Raw genomic sequence first — 20,681 nt, forward strand, 5'->3', positions numbered from 1 at the left:
AGCAGCAGATTATATTTTGGAATCGAAATAATCCAGCAGAATTTTCGTTAGCCAACGTCCGTCAGGAAGATCAGGGTTAGAATCACTTACGAATCCAACATGGCCTCCTTTCTGTGTTAGGATGGTCTTAAGATGAGGAAGTTTTTTCCAATCGATAGAATTCCATTCGAATAATGGAACTACAGGATCATCTTCCGCATGGATGAGTATTCCCGGATGTTTGATGGAAGAAATATAATGGATACAGGAATTTTTCTTATAATATTCCAACGCGCTTGGATAACCGAAAGAAGGAGCAGTAATCATATCATCGAAATCGAAGAATGTTTTGATCTTCTTAGAGTTCTCTATCTGCCCGGGAGTTAGTTCTAAAATCCCTTCTTTGATCTTCTTCTTAAAACTATTGATAAAATGATTTCTATAAAATCTTCCGGATAAGGAATCTATAAAGTCGCAGTTTTTAGCGAGATCCAAAGGAGGGGAGACCGCGGAGAATGCGATAGATTTATGATTTCTTGTCTCTCCAAAAAATTTTAGGATCAAGTTTGCGGACAAAGAGAATCCTGAGACCAATATTTTACGGCTCAAAGATTCATACATATAATCCAAAACATCCTGCACATCTTCCGATTGGCCTGCGTAATAGGATTTTTTTGCGAATCCTCTTCCTCTTCCGCAATTTCTAAAATTCATACGGATGACTCCGTATCCTCTTTCTAATGCAGCCGTTGCCAAGGAAACTAAGTAGGAACTTTCTGAATCTCCTTCCATTCCATGGATCATAAGGATATACGTTCCGTTAGATGGGACCGAACTTTTCCTGTAGGAAGAAACTGGAGGATTATGTTCGAGCCAGAGTTTGTCTCCAGATTCTCCGCTGACTGTAAGAAGGATATCTTCGCAGTAATAAGATGTTCTAAGAGGATTTTCTGGAGGAAATAAAGTGCTATAGATCGTTTGGGCATGTTTGCCCGATACAAATCTTTTAGGTCTAAAGTGAGAAGTTTCCATTAACGGATCTCGTTCTCTTTATAAAATTCTTTCCATTCTATTTCTTGTTCTTTGTTTAGAAGGGATTTTTTTTCTAAGAATTTTCTGAACTTCTTTAAGAAGTCTTTTCCTTTCGTGCGGATCTTAGGATCGTCCGGAAACATATCTTCCAAATAAAAGTTCAAAAACTCGTCTAACTCGAAGCCACCTAAATGTGAAATGAGCACTTGGTTGGAAGTATTTTCCGGATTCTCAAAAAGTAATTCTGAGAATTCCAGAAATAGGGAAGGTATTTCTTTTTCGGATCCGGAAGCTCCTTGTGGAAAAGTTTCCAGAAAGGAGCCGATTACTTCTTCTAAGGAAGGAACTCCCGACAAAATCGAGGCCTTAGTTAGAAGTTTTAGGGAACTCGATCTTAGTTGCGAGAGAATCTACGATCCCGTATTTGATCGCTTCATCCGCATCCATATAATAATCTCTGTCCGTATCTTCTTCCAGTTTTTCCACCGGATGTCCACAAGCTTCTGCAAGAATTTGATTCAGTCTTGCTCTTGTTTTCAGGATCTCTTCTGCATGGATTTGTAGATCAGTAGCAGGAGCAACGATCTGTCCTCCGATACTTGGCTGGTGGATCATCACTTTTCCGTTTGGCCAAATGGATCTTTTTCCTTTGACTCCTGCTGCAAGAAGTACGGATCCCATGGAAGCCGCAAGTCCCATACAAACAGTATGAACAGGAGAAGTGATCATTTTCATAGTATCGTAGATAGTAAGTCCGGAGGTAACAACTCCACCGGGGCTATTGATATAGAATGTAATTTCTTTTCCAGGATCGGACATTTCTAGGTAGAGGAGTTTTCCTACGATGTCTTTTGCGGATTCATCCGTAACCGCACCCCATAAGAAAATTTTTCTATGGTCGATGAATTTTTTGGAAATTTTGCTACCAGCAAGCTCTTCGAAAACTTCGCTGATTTTTTCTGTCTCGGACATTCTGGCTCCCTTACGTAGCAGTTCGTTCTTCCAGTTTCTTCCTCCGTAATTTCCTGAAAACTCCAATAAATACGAAAGCCACGAAGGAAACGTAAAAAAAGCGAAGTAACTGGATCGGAGGGACCGGCATATCTCGATCCGCTCTTAAAGCAATTAGACGAGAGGCAAGGACTGGACGATTCTCCAGTTTCGGCTCAGGCTCTCTAAATTTGATAATTTGTGCATTTTCTGAAAGAAGGTAATACTTCCTGGCTTCTTTTTCCAGAGCGACTTTGTCGTCTCTTAGAAGTTTTTGCCTTTCTTCCAACTGGCGATTCTCATACTCCAGTCTTTCCACATCCAAACGAAGGCTGGAAAGACTGGTTTCAAGGGTAGACCTTACAACTAGACCGGACTCTCCCAATACCGTGAAATAGAACATTCCGGAAAGGAAGAGTAAAAGTAAAAACAGTCTGTTTGCCAGATTCATACCCATAGAAAGCTTAAAGATTATAGAATGTATTTCTCCCTTTGTAAACCGCAGAAGCACCTAATTCTTCTTCGATCCTCAAAAGTTCGTTATATTTCGCGATCCTGTCCGTTCTGGAAAGTGAGCCTGTTTTGATCTGGCCCGCGTTCGTAGCGACAGCAATATGCGAAATAGTAACATCTTCAGTCTCTCCGGATCTATGGCTGATCACATTCGAATATTTGGCTTTTTTCGCCATATCGATGGATGCCAAAGTTTCGGACAAACTTCCGATCTGATTCACTTTGATCAGGATGGAGTTCCCCACTTTTTGGGAAATACCTTGGGAGAGCTTTTCTATATTGGTAACGAATAGATCGTCCCCAACAAGCTGGATCTTTTTGCCCAATTTCTCGCTCAAAAGTTTCCAACCTTCCCAGTCGTTCTCATCCAGACCGTCTTCAATAGTAATGATCGGATACTTTGAGACAAGATTTGAATAGTATTCCACTAATTCTGCGCTGGTGAATTCTTTATTTCCTTCTCCGCCAAGAACGTATTTTTTCTTGGTTTTGTCGAAGAACTCAGAAGAAGCTGCGTCTAGCCCCAATAATACGTCTTTTTCAGGTTTATAACCCGCTTTTTCGATAGCTTGGAGAATGACTTCCAGTCCTTCCAGATTGCTTGCCAGGTCCGGCGCAAATCCACCCTCGTCTCCGACTGCGGTATTGAGTTTTTTGGATTTGAGGACCGATTTTAGGCTGTGGAATACTTCTGCTCCGACTCTAAGAGCCTCTCTGAAACTATTCACCCCAACCGGTAGGATCATAAATTCCTGGAAGTCCACATTATTGTCAGCATGGGCTCCACCGTTGATGATGTTCATCATCGGAACCGGTAGTTCTTTTGCGAAGTTTCCACCGATGTATCGGTAGAGTGGGAGCCCTGTATGAGAAGCCGCCGCTTTTGCTACTGCCATGGAAGTTCCGAGGATTGCGTTTGCACCTAATTTGGATTTGTTCTTTGTGCCGTCTTTGTCCAACATCAGAGCGTCGATGCGATTTTGGTCTAACGCATCTTCTCCAATCAGAACGTCTTTGATCTTTACGTTCACATTCTCGACAGCTTTCAGAACACCTTTGCCTAAGTAACGGGATTTGTCCCCGTCTCTAAGCTCGACTGCTTCGTATTCTCCTGTGGAAGCTCCGGAAGGAACAGCGGCTCTACCGAAAGAACCGTCTTCTAATTTTACATCTACTTCTACCGTTGGATTTCCTCTGGAATCCATGATTTCACGGGCGCGGATCGCCGAGATTTTGGAGGATTTGGACATGTGATTTCCTATAATACCTATCTCTTATAGATTTTTCCTGAAATCCTTTTGTTACGGGGAAATAAATCAAGCGGGAAAAGGAGGAAAAAAGATTGCCCGGAAGGGCTTAAAAGATAGAAATCCCCCGATGAAAACCACAGAGAAACATTCCGTCTTCTTTCATGTAGCGTTTACCATACTATGTATCATAGTTTTATTACTTCCTATTCCGGCAACAAGCGGTTGGAGGATGTTTTTCCTAGTTCTTGTTTATAATATCGGTCTCCCTTTAGTAGCTCAGGTCTGGAAACATGATCGTTGGATGGATATCTTTCTATTCGTTCTGCCCGTGAGTATTTTGCAAGTGATCCCGGATTGGTTTTTATCTAAGGTGCTTGGAGTGCTTGTGTTCCCTCCGGACGGATTTTATAAGATCGGAACGGTTTCCGGATATATGGCAGGACTTTGGACGATCCCATTGTTCATTACAGTATATGTGGCAACTAGATATTCTAAAAGATATCCGGAGGCGAGTTCGATCGGTAAATACGCGTTAGCTGGTGTGACCGCATTTTTGATCTTTTTGGTCTCAGAAGAATTTATGAGATTAATTCCTGTTTGGTATGCTCAGAATGTATCCATGGTTGGGCATGTCGCTGTTTATGTATTATTTCCAGAGTTTGTGCTCGGAGTGTTTGCTACATTCGCATATTTTCATACGGAGCATAAACCTTTGAGAACCAAACTACTTTGGGCATTTCCGACTATGCTGATCTATCTTGGTACATTAACTTTTAGCTATCTTTTTGTAGAAGGTGTCTGGAAAGTTTAAGAAGAATGAAGATCCTACAAAGTCTTTCCGAGATCAAAGATTTGATTTCGGAAAGAAATCCTAAGATTTTAAATCTTCCGAATCAGTTTTCAAAAAATACGGATATCGATCCGGATTATTCTTATACGATCCAAAAAGAATTCGAAGTAGAGGGAAAAGCAACCTTCGAAAATAAACTTTCTAAAGTAAAAGTTTCACCTACTGAAGCCGGAAAGTCTAGTTTTAGTTGGAACGGCAAAAAATACGATCTTGAAAGCGAATATTGTATTAAAGGAAATCATAATATCCAGCTGGGGGAGGTAAAAGTAATAGAACATCCTCTCGCTTGGATGTTGGCCTATGGATTGTATGCCGATTTTTCCTTAGTGGAATCCAGTTTTCCTACATTCGATTATTGTGATAGAGTCTATTTAGATGGTTCTTCGAATAATTTGAAAAAATTGGAGAAAAGAAAAAAGATCTCCGTTTCTTCTCCTTTCTCTCTGGTTTGGGAGAAGGGCTATTGTATTATAGAACCTTCCGAGAACGGAGAGGATCTAATCCTAGATCATCAAGTAGATTATCCTGGAACTACTGTAGGAAGATCCAGGATCCTTACTGAATTTACTCCGGAAAAATTTTCCTTTTTCGGGGATGCACGAACAACAGCATTTCGCGCTAAAAAGGATGCAGAAAATTTTTATCAGATCGGACTTGCGGGTGGATTGAAGGATTATCCGTTTACTTTAGAGAATGTTTTGTTACTGGATGAAGACAAAATTTATAATCCTAGAGAAAAGTTTATCGATCCTGATTCGGGTTATAATTTTGAATTTATGTGTCATGAGATCATAGATATTGTTTCCTGGTTACGATTCGTAGAAGAAAAATATAATGGAAGATTTGTAGGAAAAATGACGACTTTCTTATTCGATCATCATAAGCAGATCGATATCGCTGGGTTCGTTTCTAATCCTGAAGAATTGACAAAAATTGGGGTGGAGATCCAAAATTAAATTTCGGATCAGCAATTTCTTTCCATAAAACTACTTGTAATCGAAACGCTTTCGTTTTAAAAATTCAAAACGAAGTTTAAATTTTCTCTAAAGAGGTTTCCAATGCGGATCGGGATTTTACCGCTATTCTTCTTCATATTAATCGTTACTAATTGTGTGGCTCTGAATACCACAGGGTTGACCAATCGTTATAAGGGAAGTGAAGCGAAAGATAAAATTGAGGAGGCAGCCACCGTTGCGGCTCAACTGTATGCGATTAGCACGGGAGATTTGGCTGGTTCGACTTATATCAATAATATCTTCTTACCTCCAATTTTGGTAAATTTGCAACCAAGCGAATATTATAAGAAAGAAGATGTAAATGCTTGTGTGGAAGAGATCAAACTTTTCGGTGCTTTGAAACTACAGCCTACGATCGCGGTTTTATTCGGCCAATGTTCCAATTTACAGCCGGATAATAACGTATACGGCAATTTGGATTAATTCTTTCATTCTGCCTCGAACATTCGCTGAATTCGAAGTTCGGGGCCGAATTTCCCCCAGTAAAAGGCTTTTCAGGGGGTCCCTCTCGCTGGAATTTGTTTTTAACAATGTCCTATCGCCAGCAATTCATTCGCAATTTTTCAATTATCGCCCATATTGATCATGGTAAATCTACTCTTGCCGACAGGCTATTGGAGATCGGCCGGATCACGGATGATCGGACCAAAAAAGATCAGATCCTCGACTCCATGGATATAGAAAGGGAGAGAGGGATCACGATTAAGGCAAATAACGCCACCTTCAATTATACGGCTGCTGACGGGAATACGTATACGATGAATCTCATCGATACCCCGGGCCACGTTGACTTTACTTACGAGGTTTCCAGATCCTTAAAAGCTTGCGAAGGAGTTTTACTCATCGTGGATGCTAGTCAGGGTGTAGAGGCTCAAACTCTTGCAAACTTGTATCTTGCTATGGAGCAGGACCTTGCGATCATTCCTGTGATGAATAAAGTTGATCTTCCTGCAGCGGATGTAGAGAAGACAAAACTTCAAATCGAGGATAGCCTTGGTTTGGACGCGGAGAATGCTGTAGCAATTTCTGCAAAGACTGGTCTGAACGTTCAGGCAGTCCTGGAAGAGATCACAAAACAAATTCCTCCGCCTAAAGGAGATCCTAAAGCTCCTCTAAAAGCACTTATCTATGATTCTTATTTCGATCCTTATATGGGGGTTGTGATCAAGATTCGCGTATTTGATGGAACTGTAAAGAAGGGGGATCGGATCCTTCTTATGAGTAGTCAAAAAGATTTTACAGTCAACGAAGTAGGGGTTAAAGGAATTACTCTCACTCCTACAGATTCACTTACCTCCGGTGAAGTAGGTTATATCATCGCCGGTATCAAAAAGGTTTCCGACGCAAGAACTGGAGACACTGTTACATTATATTCGAACCAAAGTACAGAAGCTGTTCCTGGTTATAAAGATGCAAAACCTATGGTATTTGCAGGACTCTTTCCGATCGCAGGAGAACAGTTCGAAGAACTTGTAGACGCGATCGAAAAAATGAAACTGAACGACGCTGCTCTTGTATACGAGAAGGAAAGTTCTGCTGCATTAGGATTCGGATTTAGGGTAGGTTATCTAGGACTTCTTCATATGGAGATCGTCCAAGAACGTTTAGAAAGAGAATTTAATTTAGATCTAATCACTACCGCACCTTCCGTAAAATATACGATCCGGATGAAAAACGGAGAAGTTTTAGATATAGATAACCCTTCTAAATTCCCGGATCCTGTATTTATAGATTCTACCGAAGAACCATATGTAAAGGCTTCTATCATTACCCCGAACGAGTATGTAGGAAATATCATGACACTCGCGATCGAGAAGAGGGGGATCCAGTTGGATACGGTATATCTTTCTCAGGATAAGGTTCAATTGACTTATGAACTTCCACTTGCTGAGTTAATTTTCGAATTTTATGATAAGTTAAAATCCTTAACTAGAGGATACGCTTCTCTTGATTACGAGCCGAGCGGTTATAAGGCTTCTCGTCTGGTAAAGATGGACATTCTTGTGAATGGAGAATCTGTGGATGCACTTTCCATGATCGTCCACACCACTAAGGCAGAATCCAGAGGAAGAGAGATCATCGAAAAATTGAAGGAGATCATTCCTCGTCACCAATTCATGATCCCGATCCAGGCCGCTGTCGGCGGTAAGATCCTCGCTCGTGAAAGTATTTCCGCTCTTCGTAAGAATGTAACCGCAAAATGTTATGGTGGGGATATTACCCGTAAGAAGAAACTTTTAGAGAAGCAGAAAGAAGGAAAGAAGAGGATGAAACAGATCGGAAACGTAGAAATTCCTCAAGAAGCATTCCTTGCAGTTCTAAAAACCGGAGATTAATCTTGGAAGACTCCGTTTTGCGTCTTGGCAAAACAGGGGTCGATTTTGCTTTCAAAACCGATTCTTCAGAATTATTCATCAAGAGAGAAGATCGTATCTTTTTCTCCCAAGGGACTAAGATCCGTAAACTACTTGGAATTTACAAAAGCATTCTACCGAAAATCCAAGATGGTTCCGTCAGAAAGATCGTTTTACAAGGGAATCTTCATTCTAATGCGATCCTTGCCGGGGTTCTATTCTTTAGATTTGTCGGAGTGACTACAAAAGTTCTAGGTTATTCCAGAAATCCTAAGCTTATTACTCCTGCCTCTATCTTAGCGAATCGATTTTCGGAACTGGAATTGTATTCGAGTCGGGTAGAATGGAATAAGGCTGTCGAAGAACCTACAAAATCACCTGATTTACAAGTGAATCCTCATTCCGGCGAAGTGATCCTCCCTGAATTTCTATTCTGTGACGAGGCATTGGATGGTTTGCAATCTCTTTGGGAAGAAATCGATCCTACACTTTACGATCGGATCATTCTGGATGTAGGTTCTGGTCTGACCTGGATTTCGGCGATCCTTTGGGGGAAACTCCCTGTAATTGGGATTTCTCTCGGATTACAAAAGGAGAAGTTTGTTTCTTGGATGAGAAACCATTTGTCGTCACTTCGACAAAACTCAATTGAATTGCCTTGGGAGAGTTTACTTGATCCAAGCAAAATAATCGGAGCAGGTTTTTCGTTCGGTAAGAAGGGAGACCATTGGTCTGAAAAATCCAACGAGTATCAAAAACGTTTCGGACTTTATTTAGAGCCTATCTATGCTGCGAAGTCTGTTTCAGTCATTGAGGAAATGATGAAGAATAAAGAATTGGACGGCAGAAATTTATATATTTACCAAGGTGGGATTTTGCAGTCCGGAATTTCTTCCATACTTTAAACCTCACAAATAAAAAAGGCCTTCGATGGAAGGCCTTTTAAAAACTGATCTATCAGAATCAATTAAGAAAGAATAAATTCTTTGTTTAATACTCTAATAAAATCTCGTTTGATCTCTTTTGGACAAGCTGCCTCGCACTCGTATTGGTTCGTGCAATTTCCGAAACCTTCTTTGTCCATTGCGTTTACCATGTTTTTCACGCGCTCTTTTTTCTCGACTTGTCCCTGAGGAAGTAGGGCAAGATGAGAAACTTTTGCGGAAACAAATAACATCGCAGAAGCATTTTTACAAGAAGCTACACATGCTCCACAACCGATACAGGTAGCCGCATCCATTGCAACGTCTGCATCCTTTTTAGGAATAGGAAGAGCGTTTGCATCCGGAGCTCCTCCAGTATTGATGCTTACGAATCCTCCAGCTTGGATGATGCGATCGAAACCGCTACGATCAACAACCAAGTCTTTTAGCACTGGGAATGCTTTTGCTCTCCAAGGCTCTAGATAGATCGTATCTCCATCCTTAAAAGTTCTCATATGAAGTTGGCAAGTAGTGACACCAGGAAGAGGGCCATGAGCCTCCCCGTTGATCATAATATTACAAGAACCGCAAATACCTTCTCTACAATCATGCTCGAACGCAATCGGATCCTCTCCTTTTACGATCAGGTCCTCGTTGACTACATCCAACATTTCGAGAAAGGACATATCGGGAGAAACTCCCTTGGCATCGTAATTTACGATCTTGCCTTTCTCTTTCGCGTTCTTTTGTCTCCAGACTTTTAGTTTGAGGTCCATTATTTGTAGCTCCTCGTAGCGAGTTTAATATTCTCGAATTCCAGTTTTTCTCTGTGCTCCGTAGGTTTCGCACCTACACCTTTCCATTCCCAAGCGGTAGCGTGACAGAATTTGTCGTCGTCACGTTTCGCTTCTCCGTCATCCATTTGATGCTCGGTGCGGAAATGTCCTCCGCAGGATTCTTCTCTTGTGAGAGCATCCAAGCAGAGAAGTTCTCCGAACTCTAAGAAGTCCGCAACTCTTCCCGCTTTTTCCAGAGATTGATTTAGATCAGCTCCGGAACCTGGAACGTTTACGTTTTGCCAGAATTCTTCTCTGATCTGTGGGATCTTAACAAGAGCTTCTTTTAAGCTCTTATCATCTCTTGCCATTCCGCAATTATTCCACATGATCTTTCCAAGTTCTTTATGGAAGGAATCTACAGTTCTTTTACCTTTGATGGAAAGAAATTTGTTTACCTGAGCGTTTGCATCAGATTCAGCTTTTTTGAATTCAGAATGATCGATAGAAGGAGTTTTTCCAAAACCGACTTCTGCCAGATAATTCCCGATGGTGTAAGGAAGAACGAAATAACCGTCTGCAAGACCTTGCATTAGAGCGGAAGCCCCAAGTCTGTTCGCTCCGTGATCTGAGAAGTTTGCTTCACCGATTACGAAAAGTCCAGGAAGGTTACTCATCAAATTATAATCTACCCAAAGTCCACCCATAGTGTAGTGAACCGCTGGATAAATTCTCATCGGAACCTTGTAAGGATTTTCTCCGGTGATCTGCTCATACATTTGGAAGAGGTTTCCGTATCTTTCTGCAATTGTATGTTCTCCCAAACGATTGATTGCGGATGAGAAGTCCAGATATACACCTTGGCCTCCAGGTCCCACTCCGAGTCCTGCATCACAAACTTCTTTTGCAGAACGAGAAGCGATATCCCGAGGGCAAAGGTTTCCGTAGCTCGGATACTTTCTTTCTAAGTAATAATCTCTTTCACTCTCTGGGATGTCCGCAGGATTACGAGTGTCTCCAGGCTTTTTAGGGACCCAAATTCTTCCGTCGTTTCTTAAAGACTCAGACATCAAGGTCAACTTGGACTGATGGTCTCCGGAAACAGGGATACAAGTAGGGTGGATCTGAGTGTAACAAGGGTTCGCGAAGAACGCGCCTTTCTTGTAGGCTCTAAAAGTTGCGGTTACATTAGAACCTTTTGCATTCGTAGAAAGATAGAAAACGTTTCCATATCCACCGGAAGCAAGAACAACCGCATCCGCAGAATGAACGCTGATCTGACCTGTAACTAAGTCTCTGATCACAACACCTTTTGCGTGACCATCGATAACAACCAGATCCACCATTTCAGTTCTTGGATACATCTTCACATTTCCAAGACCGATCTGGCGGGAAAGTGCGGAATAAGCTCCCAATAGAAGCTGTTGTCCGGTTTGACCTTTCGCGTAGAACGTTCTGGAAACCTGCGCCCCACCGAAGGAACGGTTATCCAAATGCCCGCCATATTCGCGAGCGAAAGGAACACCTTGAGCAACACACTGATCAATGATATTCGTAGAAACTTGAGCTAAACGATATACGTTTGCTTCTCTCGCGCGGAAGTCTCCACCTTTGATCGTGTCGTAGAAGAGTCTGTAAACGGAGTCACCATCATTCTGATAGTTTTTCGCAGCGTTGATACCACCTTGGGCAGCGATGGAGTGAGCTCTACGAGGGCTGTCTTGGAAGCAGAAAGTTTTTACATTGTATCCGAGTTCTGCCAAAGTAGCAGAAGCTGAACCTCCGGCAAGACCGGTTCCGATCACGATAACTGTGTATTTTCTTTTGTTGGCAGGGTTCACCAATTTGATATGGGATTTATAGTCGTCCCATTTCTTTTCCAAGGGACCCGATGGGATTTTGGAATCTAAACTCATAATTATTGCGCTCCTGAAACTTTCACAAAGTTAAGAAGAATGGCCACCGGCATGGAAGTATTTCCGATGAAGATGGTCAAAGCGTAAAGAATTGCAAATGCATTCGTCTTCGGTGCCCAGAAAGGAGTGTTTAACCCAAGAGTTTGGAAAACACTTGTGACCCCATGACGGAGGTGGAAAGCAAGAAGTGCCATCGCAATGATATAAGAAATAGAAACATAAATATTCTTAAATCCTAATACCACCATAGAATAAACATCATGTCTTTGCTTATCGCCGATCGTTTCGTGAAGTGCGAAATTTTCCGGCTGGATCTTTCCGATCGTAAAATGAAGTAAATGGTATATTACGAAAGCGAGTAATACTGAACCGGTCAAGGCCATATAGCGGGAAGAAAGTGTGGCTTGGATCGTGCTATTTTTTACATAGCTGACTGGCCTTGCTTTTTTATTTTCCAGGGACAATTGGAGTGCGTAGTAAACGTGTAGAACGAACGCCACCAAAAGAATTCCGCGGGCAAGCCATAAGAGTCCGCCTAAACTTTGTAGGAACTCGGCATAAGAATTGATCTTATCCGGTTCTTGGAAGATCTGGAGGTTCCCCAGCATATGTACGAATACAAAGCCGAAGAAAATGATTCCGGTAATCGCAACGATAGTTTTTCTACCGATGGAAGACCTTAGATATCCAGCTTGAAAATCCATTCAAAATCTCCTGTAAGGATCATGGGAAGAAGTCATCGATTTGTTTGAGGAAGGGGCCGGGAAAAAGAACAAATGTTCTTTCTGGTCCCTCTACAAAGTATGATAAAAAAGCAGGTTTAGGCGAAAAGCACTTTTAAAGTAAAAGACAAAAAATGGACATTTGTCGGAGATTATTTAGACTTGGTCTCATTTAGTGCGCTAGTGCGACGCGAAAATTCGAAAAAACGCAAATGATTTCTCCGGACCCATTTCAATCTTTGTATAGAGAGCCCCTTCATGAGGGGAAAAAGGAAAAATACTCCCGAGAGAAAAAGGGAGACAACCCTGGTTATTTTTTCTTCAGAGAATTTAGACTTTCCCGAATTGCGTTCGGTGGATATCGGATCGGCTTAGGAGATCCCGAACATAAGGACGCATTAAATTTTGCGTTAGATTCTGGGATCAATATGATCGATGTCTCGGCTAACTATGGGGACGGCGAAGCCGAAAGTTTAGTCGGACAGGTCTTGGCAGAAAACTTCCGAAAGAGAAATCTACATCGAAAAGAAATTTTTATAGTCACTAAGGCCGGTTATATCCAAGGAAAAAATATGAAACTGGTCGAATCGAAAGAGAAGACCAAGAACCAATTTCCTGAAATCACTTACTACCAACCCGGTTGTTATCATTGTATTTCTCCAGAATTTTTAGAAGACCAGCTGGAAAGATCCCGTAAACGTTTAGGGCTTTCCACGATCGATGTATTCTTACTTCATAATCCTGAATATTTCTTAAGCGATGCCGAAAAGAAAGGAGTTCCGAAAGAGGAAGCTCACGCAGAATATTATCGTAGGATCAAAGAAGCATTCTTATTTTTGGAAAAGGCCAGAAAAGAGGGAAAGATCCAGTTCTATGGAATTTCCAGTAATACATTTCCGATCCCGGAAGGGGAATACACCCATACTTCTTTGTCGAAGTGCCTACAAATCGCGGAGAAGGTCGCCGGAAAAGAGAACGGTTTCGCAGTAGTTCAATTTCCAGGGAACTGGTATGAGGATGGATTTCTCCGGAACAAGAATTCGCAAGGACAAACGATTTTGGATCTTTGTAGTAACTTCGACCTTCTTCCTCTGATCAATCGCCCTCTAAATTCGTTTCGCGAAGGAAAAGGAATGGTCCGGCTTTCCTATGCTCCTCAGGCCCAGGCTCCTGATTTGTCTAAGTTACTACAGATCCTGGAATTAGAATCTTCCTTTCTTGAAACACTTTCCGCAAATCCGAATCGGAATTCACTTTCCAAACTTTGGGGAGCGTACGGCGAGAAAATCCGTTCCGAAGAACAATTCCAAACAATCTTGCAGAGATCTTGGATTCCTAGTTTAAGAACCATAATTGACGAGATCGATTCTGAAAAAGGAAAAGAAGAAGCAGAAGAGTATATTCGAGTTTTGAATACCGCTCTTCCTTTATTAGAAGAACAAATCCGTATTCGAGCCTCCGAGAATTTATCCGAATTGTATGAAACTATGATCCAAAAATTTCATTCCAACGAGAATTCTCCGGAGAGCCTGTCCTCTTTGATGGTTTTTCATTTGGCTTCTCTATTGGAAAAGGGAACAGTCTTACTCGGAATGAGAAAAAGAAGATATGTCCGAGATATTCTTCCTATATTCAAAAATCCTCTTCCGAATATTTCAAAATTAGAATGGGGAGAACATGGAATTCGATCCTGAAATATTAGCGATCTTAGAAAAGATCAAAGGGGGAGATGCGGATTCCACATTCGATTATTCCTGGGAAGAAGGTAAAAAACTCTATCGGATCGGAAGGTATTTCGAATTGCACGAAGTATTCGAATTCCAATGGAAGAAGGAAACAGGCGGTCGAAGGCTTCTTTTGCACGGTTGGATACAACTTGCGATCTCTCTTAATAAAATATTCGTAAAGCCGAATATCCGAGGTGCAAAAATGCAAGCGGAGAAGTCTAGGCAGAAGTTCCTACAACTTGCAGAAACTGGAGAATTGTCTTCTCTAGGAGTTGAGAAGAACGAGGGGCTCATTAACTATTTAAATTCGCTATTAGAATTATTTTCCGGAGAAGATAGTTGGGAAATCGAACAAATTAAGAAACTTTCTCTTCCAATGATAGAAGAAAACGCAAAGGAATTGTTTTCAAGTTCTGTTTTTCCCCGAGGATGACCGAATGGAAGTCTCCGAAGCCCAAAATCAAAATATAGAAACCGGTTTTTTCAAATCAGGCGGTTATAAACTTCATTATACGAAGAGGGATAACGGTAAAAATAGGGCCTTATTACTTCTCCATGGGTTTATGGATTCTTCCGAGACTTTCCTATTTCAGGAAGAATATCTATCCAAACATTTCGATCTTTATCGATTCGATTATAGAGGTCATGGAAACTCAGAATGGCTACGAGAAGGTTTTTATCATTTTATGCTTCCCTTGGTGGATACTAAAACATTCATCCAAAAATTTCTTCCTGAAAAATTCCATATACTTGGGCATTCTATGGGTGGGGGATTGGGTTCCAGGATCGCAGGCTTGTATCCGGAAAGAGTCCAAAGTTTGATCTGCCTCGAGGGTTTTAGTTCTCTCCAAGATCCTGAAAAGGAAAGAAGAAGATTTTTAGGTTGGTTAGAGAATTGGGAGATCAGTCTTGCGGGAAAAGATAGAAAGCGCCAAAAAAATTTCAAATCTGTAGAAGATGCGGCTGCGAGACTTGCTCCTATCTATCCAAGACTTCCAAAAGAACGTCTTTTGAAAATTACGGAAACCTTAACTAAACCAGCGGAGGACGGTGGTTTTATGTGGAAGAGCGATCCTTCGTATAAAAATGGACCTCCTGTGTTTTTGAGCCCACAATTTACTAGACATTTATGGGAAACGATCTCTTGCAATGTTTTAGTGATTTACGGACAGAAAACAAATCTACCTCTGGATGATAGCAAAGAGGTTTTTTCTCATATTAAAAATTTAGAATATAAAGAGATAGAAGATGCGGGTCATAATATGCATCATGATAGACCCGATGTTTTGGAATCGCTACTGGAGCAATTCTACGTAACAAATTTGAAGTAAACATGCTTGTAATGCATGGAAGTGACGCCTAACGTATTTAGCGGTTACGCTTGTTTAGTACCAAAAATTCCGAGACATAAAAAAATTTCCTGCTAAAACATAAAAAAAACTTGTACTTTTCATGTACCCAAATACTTTTCCTCCAACGTTTTGTAGTTAGGAGCGAACATGGTCAGCAGCAAATTTAAAGAACAAATGGAAAGATACGTAAATTATAGAGGGATCGATATCATCTTACATTTGAAAGACGGCTCGATTGTAGAGTTGGATAAAAACCGCAGACTAGTAGGAGAGGAAATTGTATATTTCCCTCAAAAAGCGACTCCGAGTAAAATTTCTCTCACAATGATCCAGAAGGCAGATCTATTCGTAGCCTAGTCGGATCCCAATAAACCTGTTTGTAAGACAAAGATCAAAACGACACCGGGATATTCTTCTCCCGGTGTTTGTTATATTCGATTAAGCCAAAGTTTGGATCAGCTCTTCGATCTCTTTTATCTTTTCGAAATCCTTCTCCGTATAATTCAAGAACACATCGTATTCCAGATCGGAGACTTGATCACATTTAATGACCTTCATTGGAATGTCGATAGAACCGGAAATACTCAGAGTTTTTACTTGAACTGCGAGATTCGTTCCTGGCTCTAAAGGATATTCAGTCCTATGGACGATCCCAACGAGCACATTTTCTGCGATTCTTAACTTTGAACTTTCTAGCACCTGAAAGCCGACGTTAAGGGTGGAAGGGATTCTATTGTATTTCATGGCGGTTTTCCTCCCGTATTTCTTTCTAAATTTATAGTCGATCGCTTACGTTCCGATTAAGATCCTTTTACGAACTCGAGAAATCTCTTGGAACCGGCGTTTATTGTATTTTAAGCAAGTTTTATACCAGTAATCTTCTATTTGGAGCTTTGACGAAAGAAAATCGTGCAATGCACTAAAATATTAAGTCTCTTTCCAATATAGCGAACAATTGCCAAAGTGTAGCAGAGAAATGCTGTCAATTTCGCATTTTTTACCTAAGAAAGCCAGTTCCTTAAGGGTGAAAGGCTTCTTTTCGTATCTTCCATTTTTATCAATTTATTTCCTGGAATTGCTAATTTATTAAGCGAATTGGTTCAATTTGCTTCTTTATGTTTTTTAGGAAATATTTTATTCCGGAATCACTTTTCCTCCTTTCTCTTTTTTCTTTTCTTGATTTTTAAGTGTATTACTTTGTATTACAGGTGTCTGAGATGAGGAAAGTGGTCTCGGTTAGTTTAGATGAGGAATTAGAATCTATGTTACTCAAAAGCGCACGTAGACAAAAAATTTCTAAAAGTGAAGTTGTCCAAAAGGCACTGAAACAATATTTCTTCTTAACCGACGCGAAACAGTTCCGTAAAAACCTAAAAAAATACGCGGAAAAAGCAGGGTATCTCAACGAGGAAGATATCTATTCAGATATCTCGTGAAGATCGTTCTAGACACGAACGTACTTCTCTCAAGCTATTTATTTCAAGGTTATACTGCCGAAGTTTTCGACCATATTTGGTTGAATCATGAAATTATAGTATCCGAATGGATTTTTGCGGAATTCAAAGAAGTTTGTTCCAGGAAATTCAAAATTCCGGAAAAAGAGATCCGAGGGATTTTAGATCATCTTAGGGGAGGGAGTGTTGTATTCCAACCCAAAGGAAATCCACCGAAAGTTTGTATTGATCCGGATGACGATCAAATACTCCATGTTGCGGAATTTTCTAAAGCGGATTGGATCTTAAGTGGAGATTCCGATCTTCTGAAATTAAAAAAATATCAAAAGATCGAGATCATTTCTCCTAGAGAATATAAGCTAAAGTTTTTGGTCTGAACTTAATATAGAATTCTAGTTTTGAGAGAGCCAGGGTGTTTTTCGATCCTTTCTTTCAGTTCGTCACCTACACTCATATTGATCACCATAGAAAGATAACCGATTTCTGCACTGGTCCCTAAATGTTGGGAGCTGATATTTGCTCCGATCTCGGAAACCATACTGTTGATATCTTTCAAGAAACCAGGCTGGTTCTTATGTACATTCAAAATTCTGTACATTCCCTGGGGGATCGGGTTCAATTCCAAGTGAGGAAAGTTCACTGCGAATGTAGTCGAACCGTTATTTACGAATTTCAAAAGTTTAGATGCAACTTCGCTTCCAATATTCTTTTGAGCTTCTTCTGTGGAACCACCAATATGTGGAGTTAAAATTACGTTTTGTAAATTTTGCAACGGAGTAATGAAAGGATCACTATTGGATTCAGGCTCTTCCGGAAATACGTCGACTCCAGCTCCTGCGATATGACCTGACTTGATCGCTTCTGCCAAAGCTTCCAGATCCAAAACTTTTCCTCTGGAAAGATTAATGATATAAGCTCCTTTTTTCGTAGCCTTAATCTCTTTTGCAGAATACAAGTTCATCGTTTCAGGAAGTTCAGGCACATGGAAAGTAATGAAGTCGGAAACGGAGAGTAGTTCTTCGTAAGAATTGATCGGGGTTGCGTTTCCTAAAGGTAGAACCGTTTGCACATCGTAGTATACAACTTTCAAGCCCATCGCTTCTGCAAGAACTGAAACCTGAGAACCGATATGACCGTAACCTACGATCCCAAGAGTTTTCCCTCGAACCTCAAAACAGTTTTTAGATATTTTATTCCAAACCCCAGAATGAGTATTTCTGATATGATCCGGAACTCTTCTCGCTAACATTACGATTTCAGCGATTACTAATTCCGCTACGGATCTAGTGTTTGAATAAGGTGCGTTGAATACAGGGATCCCTTTCTTTTCCGCCTCCGCTAAATCCACTTGGTTTGTCCCTATGCAGAAGCAGCCTACTGTTAAAAGTCTTTTTGCTTTTGCAAAAACAGGAGCAGTGACATTCGTTTTACTGCGGATCCCCAAAACATGAACGTTTTCGATCTCTTTTAAAAGTTCATCTTCTCCCAAGGCCTGGGGAAGCAGACGAACATTAAAACCGTCTTTTTGAAAGAGCTGGAAGGCGTCTTGGTGCACATTCTCTAAAAGGAGGACGTTGATCTTTTCTTTTGGGTAGGAAATCATAGTTCTATTGCCATGGAACGTGTCCTTTGCTTCCCTGAAAACGGATTTTTTACTTCACCTTTCCGAGATCCTCGGGAGAATGGAGTGGAAACCACTCGGAGACAACCTACACGATGCTCGCCAAAAATTCCCCGTTTTTCTCCCTTTCTATCCTGGCCTTATACTTCTCAATTTTTCTACTTTCCTGTTCGGCCAGGGTCCAAGTTTTACCTGAGCCTGTAGTAGAGCAGACATTATTCAGAACCGGACCGATTTGCCCAGGGGCCATATTCTGTAGCGTTGGTAAACCTGGCTCCTTAAACTTTAAGGGAGTGCTTATCAATAAAACAGGGGAGAAGCCGATCTTTTTGGAATACTATATGAGCTCCTTTGAGGAGAGTTTTCCGATAGGAGTTTCAGTAAAACTGGACCAAACCTGGCATAACCTTAGAAAAACCTCTACCGATTACGGAGACACCGTTCGAGTAGTTTCCGTTTTCCCGGCGGATGTTGCGGATAAACTCCTTGCAGCCAAGGAAGTACAATTCAGTTTTTCTTCCAGAGATAATACGAGCACATTCACTTTAAGCTCCTCCAATGCCGATAGTCTGAAATCTTTATTGAAGGATCTAAAAGAAAAACTGGATGCTCAGTCCAAGCTAACGATCACAAATCATTAATATATAAAAAAGCCCCATTTTTTGATGGGGCTTTTTCTATTAGATAACTTTTTAGTTACGAGCTATTATTCTGGTCTCATCAAAGGGAATAGAATGGTATCCCTGATTGAATGAGAATTTGTAAGTAACATCACCAATCGATCGATCCCGATCCCGAGACCTCCAGTTGGAGGCATTCCATATTCTAATGCCCGGATATAATCCTCGTCCATCATGAATGCCTCGTCGTCCCCAGCTTCTCTCTGTTTTACTTGATCTTCGAATCTTTCTTTTTGATCAAATGGATCGTTCAACTCTGAGAATGCATTTCCGATCTCTCTACCTACGATATATGGTTCGAATCTTTCCACATAACCTGGATTTTCAGGATTCGATTTCGCTAATGGAGAAAGTTCCTTCGGATAATCAGTTACAAATACTGGTTGGATCAGATTCGGTTCTGCTTTTTCGGAGAATACCTCGTCTGCCACTTTCCAGATAGAAGTACATTTGCTTGCGTCCACTTTTACGGAAGATGCTTTTTCTTTCGCTTCTTCTAATGTTTTTACCTGAGAGAAATCTATTCCGGAATATTCTTTGATAATATCCACGTATTTCACTCTTCTCCACGGAGGGCTTAGGTCCACTAGATCATTGCCGTATTTGAGCTTCAAAGTTCCGCAGATCTTTTGGGCAACAGTGGTGATGAGTTTTTCAGTAAGTTCCAACATTTTTCCCATATCACCATAAGCCATATACGCTTCCATCATGGTGAATTCAGGGTTATGTTTTGTAGAAATTCCTTCGTTCCTAAAATTTCTGTTCAATTCAAAAACTCTATCCAAACCGCCTACGATAAGACGTTTCAAATAAAGTTCAGGAGCGATCCTTAGGAAGAGTTGCATATCCAAAGTATTATGATGTGTAACGAAAGGTCTTGCAGCGGCTCCACCAGCGATCGGCTGCATCATAGGAGTTTCCACTTCCAGAAATCCTTCGGAGGTGAGAAAATTACGGATCTCAGATACGATCCTACTTCTGGTGATGAATGTATCTCGGACATGGTCGTTCACTACCAAGTCCACATAACGCATTCTATATCTTTGTTCTACATCTGCAAATGCGTCGTAAATCACTCCGTCTTTCTCTTTTACTACAGGAAGAGGGCGGACACATTTTGCAAGAAGTGTGACGGATGTAAGATGAAGAGTGGTTTCTCCCTTCTGTGTTTGGAATAAGTATCCTTCGATACCGATCAAATCTCCTAAGTCCAAACTTTTGAATAGAGTATAATTATCTTCTCCCAGATCGTCTCTGGTTGCGTATAGCTGAATAACGCCTGATTTATCTTTGAGATGGGCAAAACTTGCTTTTCCCATAACTCTTTTAGAATGTAAACGTCCTGCTAATAAAAACTTCTTCTCCGGTCCGGTAGGTGTCTTGGAGAACATTTCTATAAGGGATGCGGAATCAGAATCCGGGAAAAAACGGATCGGATAAGGATCTATACCTTTCTCCTTCAGATTCTTGATCTTTTCGATCCTTTGTTGTATAAGTTCGTTTGTTTCTTTTTGATCTTGGGACAT

The 20,681-nt window shown here is 40.9% G+C and carries 23 protein-coding genes; 12 read left to right on the forward strand and 11 right to left on the reverse strand.

Annotated elements, in window-relative coordinates; genetic code table 11:
- Positions 1-9 precede the first annotated feature (9 nt).
- Genes EHQ64_RS08540 through eno form a run of 5 tightly spaced genes read right to left on the reverse strand, consistent with a single transcriptional unit; the run spans position 10 to position 3,764 of the window.
- Positions 10-1,011: a YheT family hydrolase gene (locus tag EHQ64_RS08540; protein ID WP_135649072.1), complete on the reverse strand. Its 1,002-nt coding sequence runs from the start codon at positions 1,009-1,011 to the stop codon at positions 10-12.
- Positions 1,011-1,367: a hypothetical protein gene (locus tag EHQ64_RS08545; protein WP_135649073.1), complete on the reverse strand. Its 357-nt coding sequence runs from the start codon at positions 1,365-1,367 to the stop codon at positions 1,011-1,013. The genes EHQ64_RS08540 and EHQ64_RS08545 overlap by 1 nt, the downstream gene beginning before the upstream one ends.
- A 10-nt stretch (positions 1,368-1,377) precedes the next feature.
- The gene (locus EHQ64_RS08550; protein ID WP_135649074.1) at positions 1,378-1,983 is read right to left on the reverse strand and encodes a ClpP family protease; all 606 of its coding nucleotides are present in this window, start codon (positions 1,981-1,983) and stop codon (positions 1,378-1,380) included.
- A gap of 10 nt (positions 1,984-1,993) precedes the next feature.
- Entirely contained in the window at positions 1,994-2,458 is a 465-nt protein-coding gene (locus EHQ64_RS08555; RefSeq protein ID WP_210410829.1) for a septum formation initiator family protein, read from the reverse strand.
- Between the two features lie 7 nt (positions 2,459-2,465).
- Entirely contained in the window at positions 2,466-3,764 is a 1,299-nt protein-coding gene (gene eno, locus EHQ64_RS08560) for a phosphopyruvate hydratase (protein ID WP_135649075.1), read from the reverse strand.
- Positions 3,765-3,891: 127 nt separating this feature from the next.
- Between eno and EHQ64_RS08565 the strand changes: the two genes are divergently transcribed.
- The 5 genes from EHQ64_RS08565 (at position 3,892) to EHQ64_RS08585 (ending at position 8,889) form a co-directional block, all read left to right on the forward strand.
- On the forward strand, positions 3,892-4,575 hold the full coding sequence (locus EHQ64_RS08565; RefSeq protein ID WP_135649076.1) for a DUF6989 domain-containing protein: 684 nt from the start codon (positions 3,892-3,894) through the stop codon (positions 4,573-4,575).
- A 5-nt stretch (positions 4,576-4,580) separates the two neighbouring features.
- Positions 4,581-5,570: a UDP-3-O-acyl-N-acetylglucosamine deacetylase gene (locus EHQ64_RS08570; protein WP_135649077.1), complete on the forward strand. Its 990-nt coding sequence runs from the start codon at positions 4,581-4,583 to the stop codon at positions 5,568-5,570.
- A 102-nt stretch (positions 5,571-5,672) separates the two neighbouring features.
- Entirely contained in the window at positions 5,673-6,053 is a 381-nt protein-coding gene (locus EHQ64_RS08575) for a TIGR04452 family lipoprotein (protein WP_135649078.1), read from the forward strand.
- Positions 6,054-6,160: 107 nt separating this feature from the next.
- Entirely contained in the window at positions 6,161-7,966 is a 1,806-nt protein-coding gene (lepA, locus tag EHQ64_RS08580; protein ID WP_135649079.1) for a translation elongation factor 4, read from the forward strand.
- A 2-nt stretch (positions 7,967-7,968) separates the two neighbouring features.
- The gene (locus EHQ64_RS08585; protein WP_135649080.1) at positions 7,969-8,889 is read left to right on the forward strand and encodes a 1-aminocyclopropane-1-carboxylate deaminase; all 921 of its coding nucleotides are present in this window, start codon (positions 7,969-7,971) and stop codon (positions 8,887-8,889) included.
- A gap of 62 nt (positions 8,890-8,951) precedes the next feature.
- On the opposite strand, the gene EHQ64_RS08590 is transcribed toward EHQ64_RS08585, so the two are convergent.
- The 3 genes from EHQ64_RS08590 to EHQ64_RS08600 are packed head-to-tail and all read right to left on the reverse strand — an operon-like array spanning position 8,952 to position 12,303.
- The gene (locus EHQ64_RS08590) at positions 8,952-9,683 is read right to left on the reverse strand and encodes a succinate dehydrogenase/fumarate reductase iron-sulfur subunit (protein ID WP_135649081.1); all 732 of its coding nucleotides are present in this window, start codon (positions 9,681-9,683) and stop codon (positions 8,952-8,954) included.
- Positions 9,683-11,599 carry a fumarate reductase/succinate dehydrogenase flavoprotein subunit gene (locus EHQ64_RS08595; RefSeq protein WP_135649082.1) on the reverse strand — a complete coding sequence of 639 codons (1,917 nt, stop codon included), beginning with the start codon at positions 11,597-11,599 and terminating at the stop codon, positions 9,683-9,685. Before EHQ64_RS08595 ends, EHQ64_RS08590 begins: the two co-directional genes overlap by 1 nt.
- A 2-nt stretch (positions 11,600-11,601) precedes the next feature.
- Positions 11,602-12,303, reverse strand: a complete 702-nt coding sequence (locus EHQ64_RS08600) for a succinate dehydrogenase cytochrome b subunit (protein WP_135649083.1) — start codon at positions 12,301-12,303, stop codon at positions 11,602-11,604.
- Between the two features lie 230 nt (positions 12,304-12,533).
- Between EHQ64_RS08600 and EHQ64_RS08605 the strand changes: the two genes are divergently transcribed.
- From EHQ64_RS08605 to EHQ64_RS08620, 4 genes are all read left to right on the forward strand, one after another.
- Positions 12,534-14,015: an aldo/keto reductase gene (locus EHQ64_RS08605; protein ID WP_135649084.1), complete on the forward strand. Its 1,482-nt coding sequence runs from the start codon at positions 12,534-12,536 to the stop codon at positions 14,013-14,015.
- The gene (locus EHQ64_RS08610; protein ID WP_135649085.1) at positions 13,999-14,481 is read left to right on the forward strand and encodes a DUF309 domain-containing protein; all 483 of its coding nucleotides are present in this window, start codon (positions 13,999-14,001) and stop codon (positions 14,479-14,481) included. The genes EHQ64_RS08605 and EHQ64_RS08610 overlap by 17 nt, the downstream gene beginning before the upstream one ends.
- A 4-nt stretch (positions 14,482-14,485) precedes the next feature.
- Entirely contained in the window at positions 14,486-15,379 is an 894-nt protein-coding gene (locus EHQ64_RS08615) for an alpha/beta fold hydrolase (RefSeq protein WP_135649086.1), read from the forward strand.
- Positions 15,380-15,547: 168 nt separating this feature from the next.
- Positions 15,548-15,757, forward strand: coding sequence for a hypothetical protein (locus tag EHQ64_RS08620; protein WP_135649087.1), 210 nt, complete (start codon positions 15,548-15,550; stop codon positions 15,755-15,757).
- A gap of 81 nt (positions 15,758-15,838) precedes the next feature.
- Here EHQ64_RS08620 and EHQ64_RS08625 read toward each other — a convergent pair whose 3' ends face one another.
- Positions 15,839-16,144 (reverse strand): PilZ domain-containing protein, encoded by a 306-nt coding sequence (locus EHQ64_RS08625; RefSeq protein WP_210410830.1) that lies wholly within the window; start codon positions 16,142-16,144, stop codon positions 15,839-15,841.
- Positions 16,145-16,617: 473 nt separating this feature from the next.
- Here EHQ64_RS08625 and EHQ64_RS08630 point away from each other — a divergent pair, with 473 nt between their 5' ends.
- Both EHQ64_RS08630 and EHQ64_RS08635 read left to right on the forward strand, forming a co-directional pair.
- The gene (locus EHQ64_RS08630) at positions 16,618-16,836 is read left to right on the forward strand and encodes a ribbon-helix-helix domain-containing protein (RefSeq protein ID WP_210410831.1); all 219 of its coding nucleotides are present in this window, start codon (positions 16,618-16,620) and stop codon (positions 16,834-16,836) included.
- Complete coding sequence (locus EHQ64_RS08635) at positions 16,833-17,231, forward strand: putative toxin-antitoxin system toxin component, PIN family (RefSeq protein WP_135649088.1); 399 nt, start codon at positions 16,833-16,835, stop codon at positions 17,229-17,231. Before EHQ64_RS08630 ends, EHQ64_RS08635 begins: the two co-directional genes overlap by 4 nt.
- 2 nt (positions 17,232-17,233) lie before the next feature.
- Here EHQ64_RS08635 and serA read toward each other — a convergent pair whose 3' ends face one another.
- A complete protein-coding gene (gene serA, locus EHQ64_RS08640; protein WP_135649089.1) occupies positions 17,234-18,457 on the reverse strand; it encodes a phosphoglycerate dehydrogenase in 1,224 nt (407 codons plus the stop codon).
- Positions 18,458-18,570: 113 nt separating this feature from the next.
- On the opposite strand from serA, the gene EHQ64_RS08645 reads away from it, so the two are divergent.
- Positions 18,571-19,116 carry a hypothetical protein gene (locus tag EHQ64_RS08645; RefSeq protein WP_135649090.1) on the forward strand — a complete coding sequence of 182 codons (546 nt, stop codon included), beginning with the start codon at positions 18,571-18,573 and terminating at the stop codon, positions 19,114-19,116.
- Positions 19,117-19,181: 65 nt separating this feature from the next.
- On the opposite strand, the gene lysS is transcribed toward EHQ64_RS08645, so the two are convergent.
- Positions 19,182-20,681 (reverse strand): lysine--tRNA ligase, encoded by a 1,500-nt coding sequence (gene lysS, locus EHQ64_RS08650; protein WP_135649091.1) that lies wholly within the window; start codon positions 20,679-20,681, stop codon positions 19,182-19,184.

This window comes from Leptospira sarikeiensis (assembly GCF_004769615.1).
Lineage (GTDB): Bacteria > Spirochaetota > Leptospiria > Leptospirales > Leptospiraceae > Leptospira_B > Leptospira_B sarikeiensis.

What these genes read in the sequence shown, in the direction of transcription:
- EHQ64_RS08540 (WP_135649072.1), bottom strand. Translation starts at nt 1,011, where the DNA reads ATGGAAACTTCTCACTTTAGACCTAAAAGATTTGTATCGGGCAAACAT.
- EHQ64_RS08550 (WP_135649074.1), bottom strand. Translation starts at nt 1,983, where the DNA reads ATGTCCGAGACAGAAAAAATCAGCGAAGTTTTCGAAGAGCTTGCTGGT.
- EHQ64_RS08555 (WP_210410829.1), bottom strand. Translation starts at nt 2,458, where the DNA reads ATGGGTATGAATCTGGCAAACAGACTGTTTTTACTTTTACTCTTCCTT.
- eno (WP_135649075.1), bottom strand. Translation starts at nt 3,764, where the DNA reads ATGTCCAAATCCTCCAAAATCTCGGCGATCCGCGCCCGTGAAATCATG.
- EHQ64_RS08565 (WP_135649076.1), top strand. Translation starts at nt 3,892, where the DNA reads ATGAAAACCACAGAGAAACATTCCGTCTTCTTTCATGTAGCGTTTACC.
- EHQ64_RS08570 (WP_135649077.1), top strand. Translation starts at nt 4,581, where the DNA reads ATGAAGATCCTACAAAGTCTTTCCGAGATCAAAGATTTGATTTCGGAA.
- EHQ64_RS08575 (WP_135649078.1), top strand. Translation starts at nt 5,673, where the DNA reads ATGCGGATCGGGATTTTACCGCTATTCTTCTTCATATTAATCGTTACT.
- lepA (WP_135649079.1), top strand. Translation starts at nt 6,161, where the DNA reads ATGTCCTATCGCCAGCAATTCATTCGCAATTTTTCAATTATCGCCCAT.
- EHQ64_RS08590 (WP_135649081.1), bottom strand. Translation starts at nt 9,683, where the DNA reads ATGGACCTCAAACTAAAAGTCTGGAGACAAAAGAACGCGAAAGAGAAA.
- EHQ64_RS08595 (WP_135649082.1), bottom strand. Translation starts at nt 11,599, where the DNA reads ATGAGTTTAGATTCCAAAATCCCATCGGGTCCCTTGGAAAAGAAATGG.
- EHQ64_RS08600 (WP_135649083.1), bottom strand. Translation starts at nt 12,303, where the DNA reads ATGGATTTTCAAGCTGGATATCTAAGGTCTTCCATCGGTAGAAAAACT.
- EHQ64_RS08605 (WP_135649084.1), top strand. Translation starts at nt 12,534, where the DNA reads ATGATTTCTCCGGACCCATTTCAATCTTTGTATAGAGAGCCCCTTCAT.
- EHQ64_RS08610 (WP_135649085.1), top strand. Translation starts at nt 13,999, where the DNA reads ATGGAATTCGATCCTGAAATATTAGCGATCTTAGAAAAGATCAAAGGG.
- EHQ64_RS08615 (WP_135649086.1), top strand. Translation starts at nt 14,486, where the DNA reads ATGGAAGTCTCCGAAGCCCAAAATCAAAATATAGAAACCGGTTTTTTC.
- EHQ64_RS08620 (WP_135649087.1), top strand. Translation starts at nt 15,548, where the DNA reads ATGGTCAGCAGCAAATTTAAAGAACAAATGGAAAGATACGTAAATTAT.
- EHQ64_RS08625 (WP_210410830.1), bottom strand. Translation starts at nt 16,144, where the DNA reads ATGAAATACAATAGAATCCCTTCCACCCTTAACGTCGGCTTTCAGGTG.
- EHQ64_RS08630 (WP_210410831.1), top strand. Translation starts at nt 16,618, where the DNA reads ATGAGGAAAGTGGTCTCGGTTAGTTTAGATGAGGAATTAGAATCTATG.
- serA (WP_135649089.1), bottom strand. Translation starts at nt 18,457, where the DNA reads ATGATTTCCTACCCAAAAGAAAAGATCAACGTCCTCCTTTTAGAGAAT.
- EHQ64_RS08645 (WP_135649090.1), top strand. Translation starts at nt 18,571, where the DNA reads ATGCTCGCCAAAAATTCCCCGTTTTTCTCCCTTTCTATCCTGGCCTTA.
- lysS (WP_135649091.1), bottom strand. Translation starts at nt 20,681, where the DNA reads ATGTCCCAAGATCAAAAAGAAACAAACGAACTTATACAACAAAGGATC.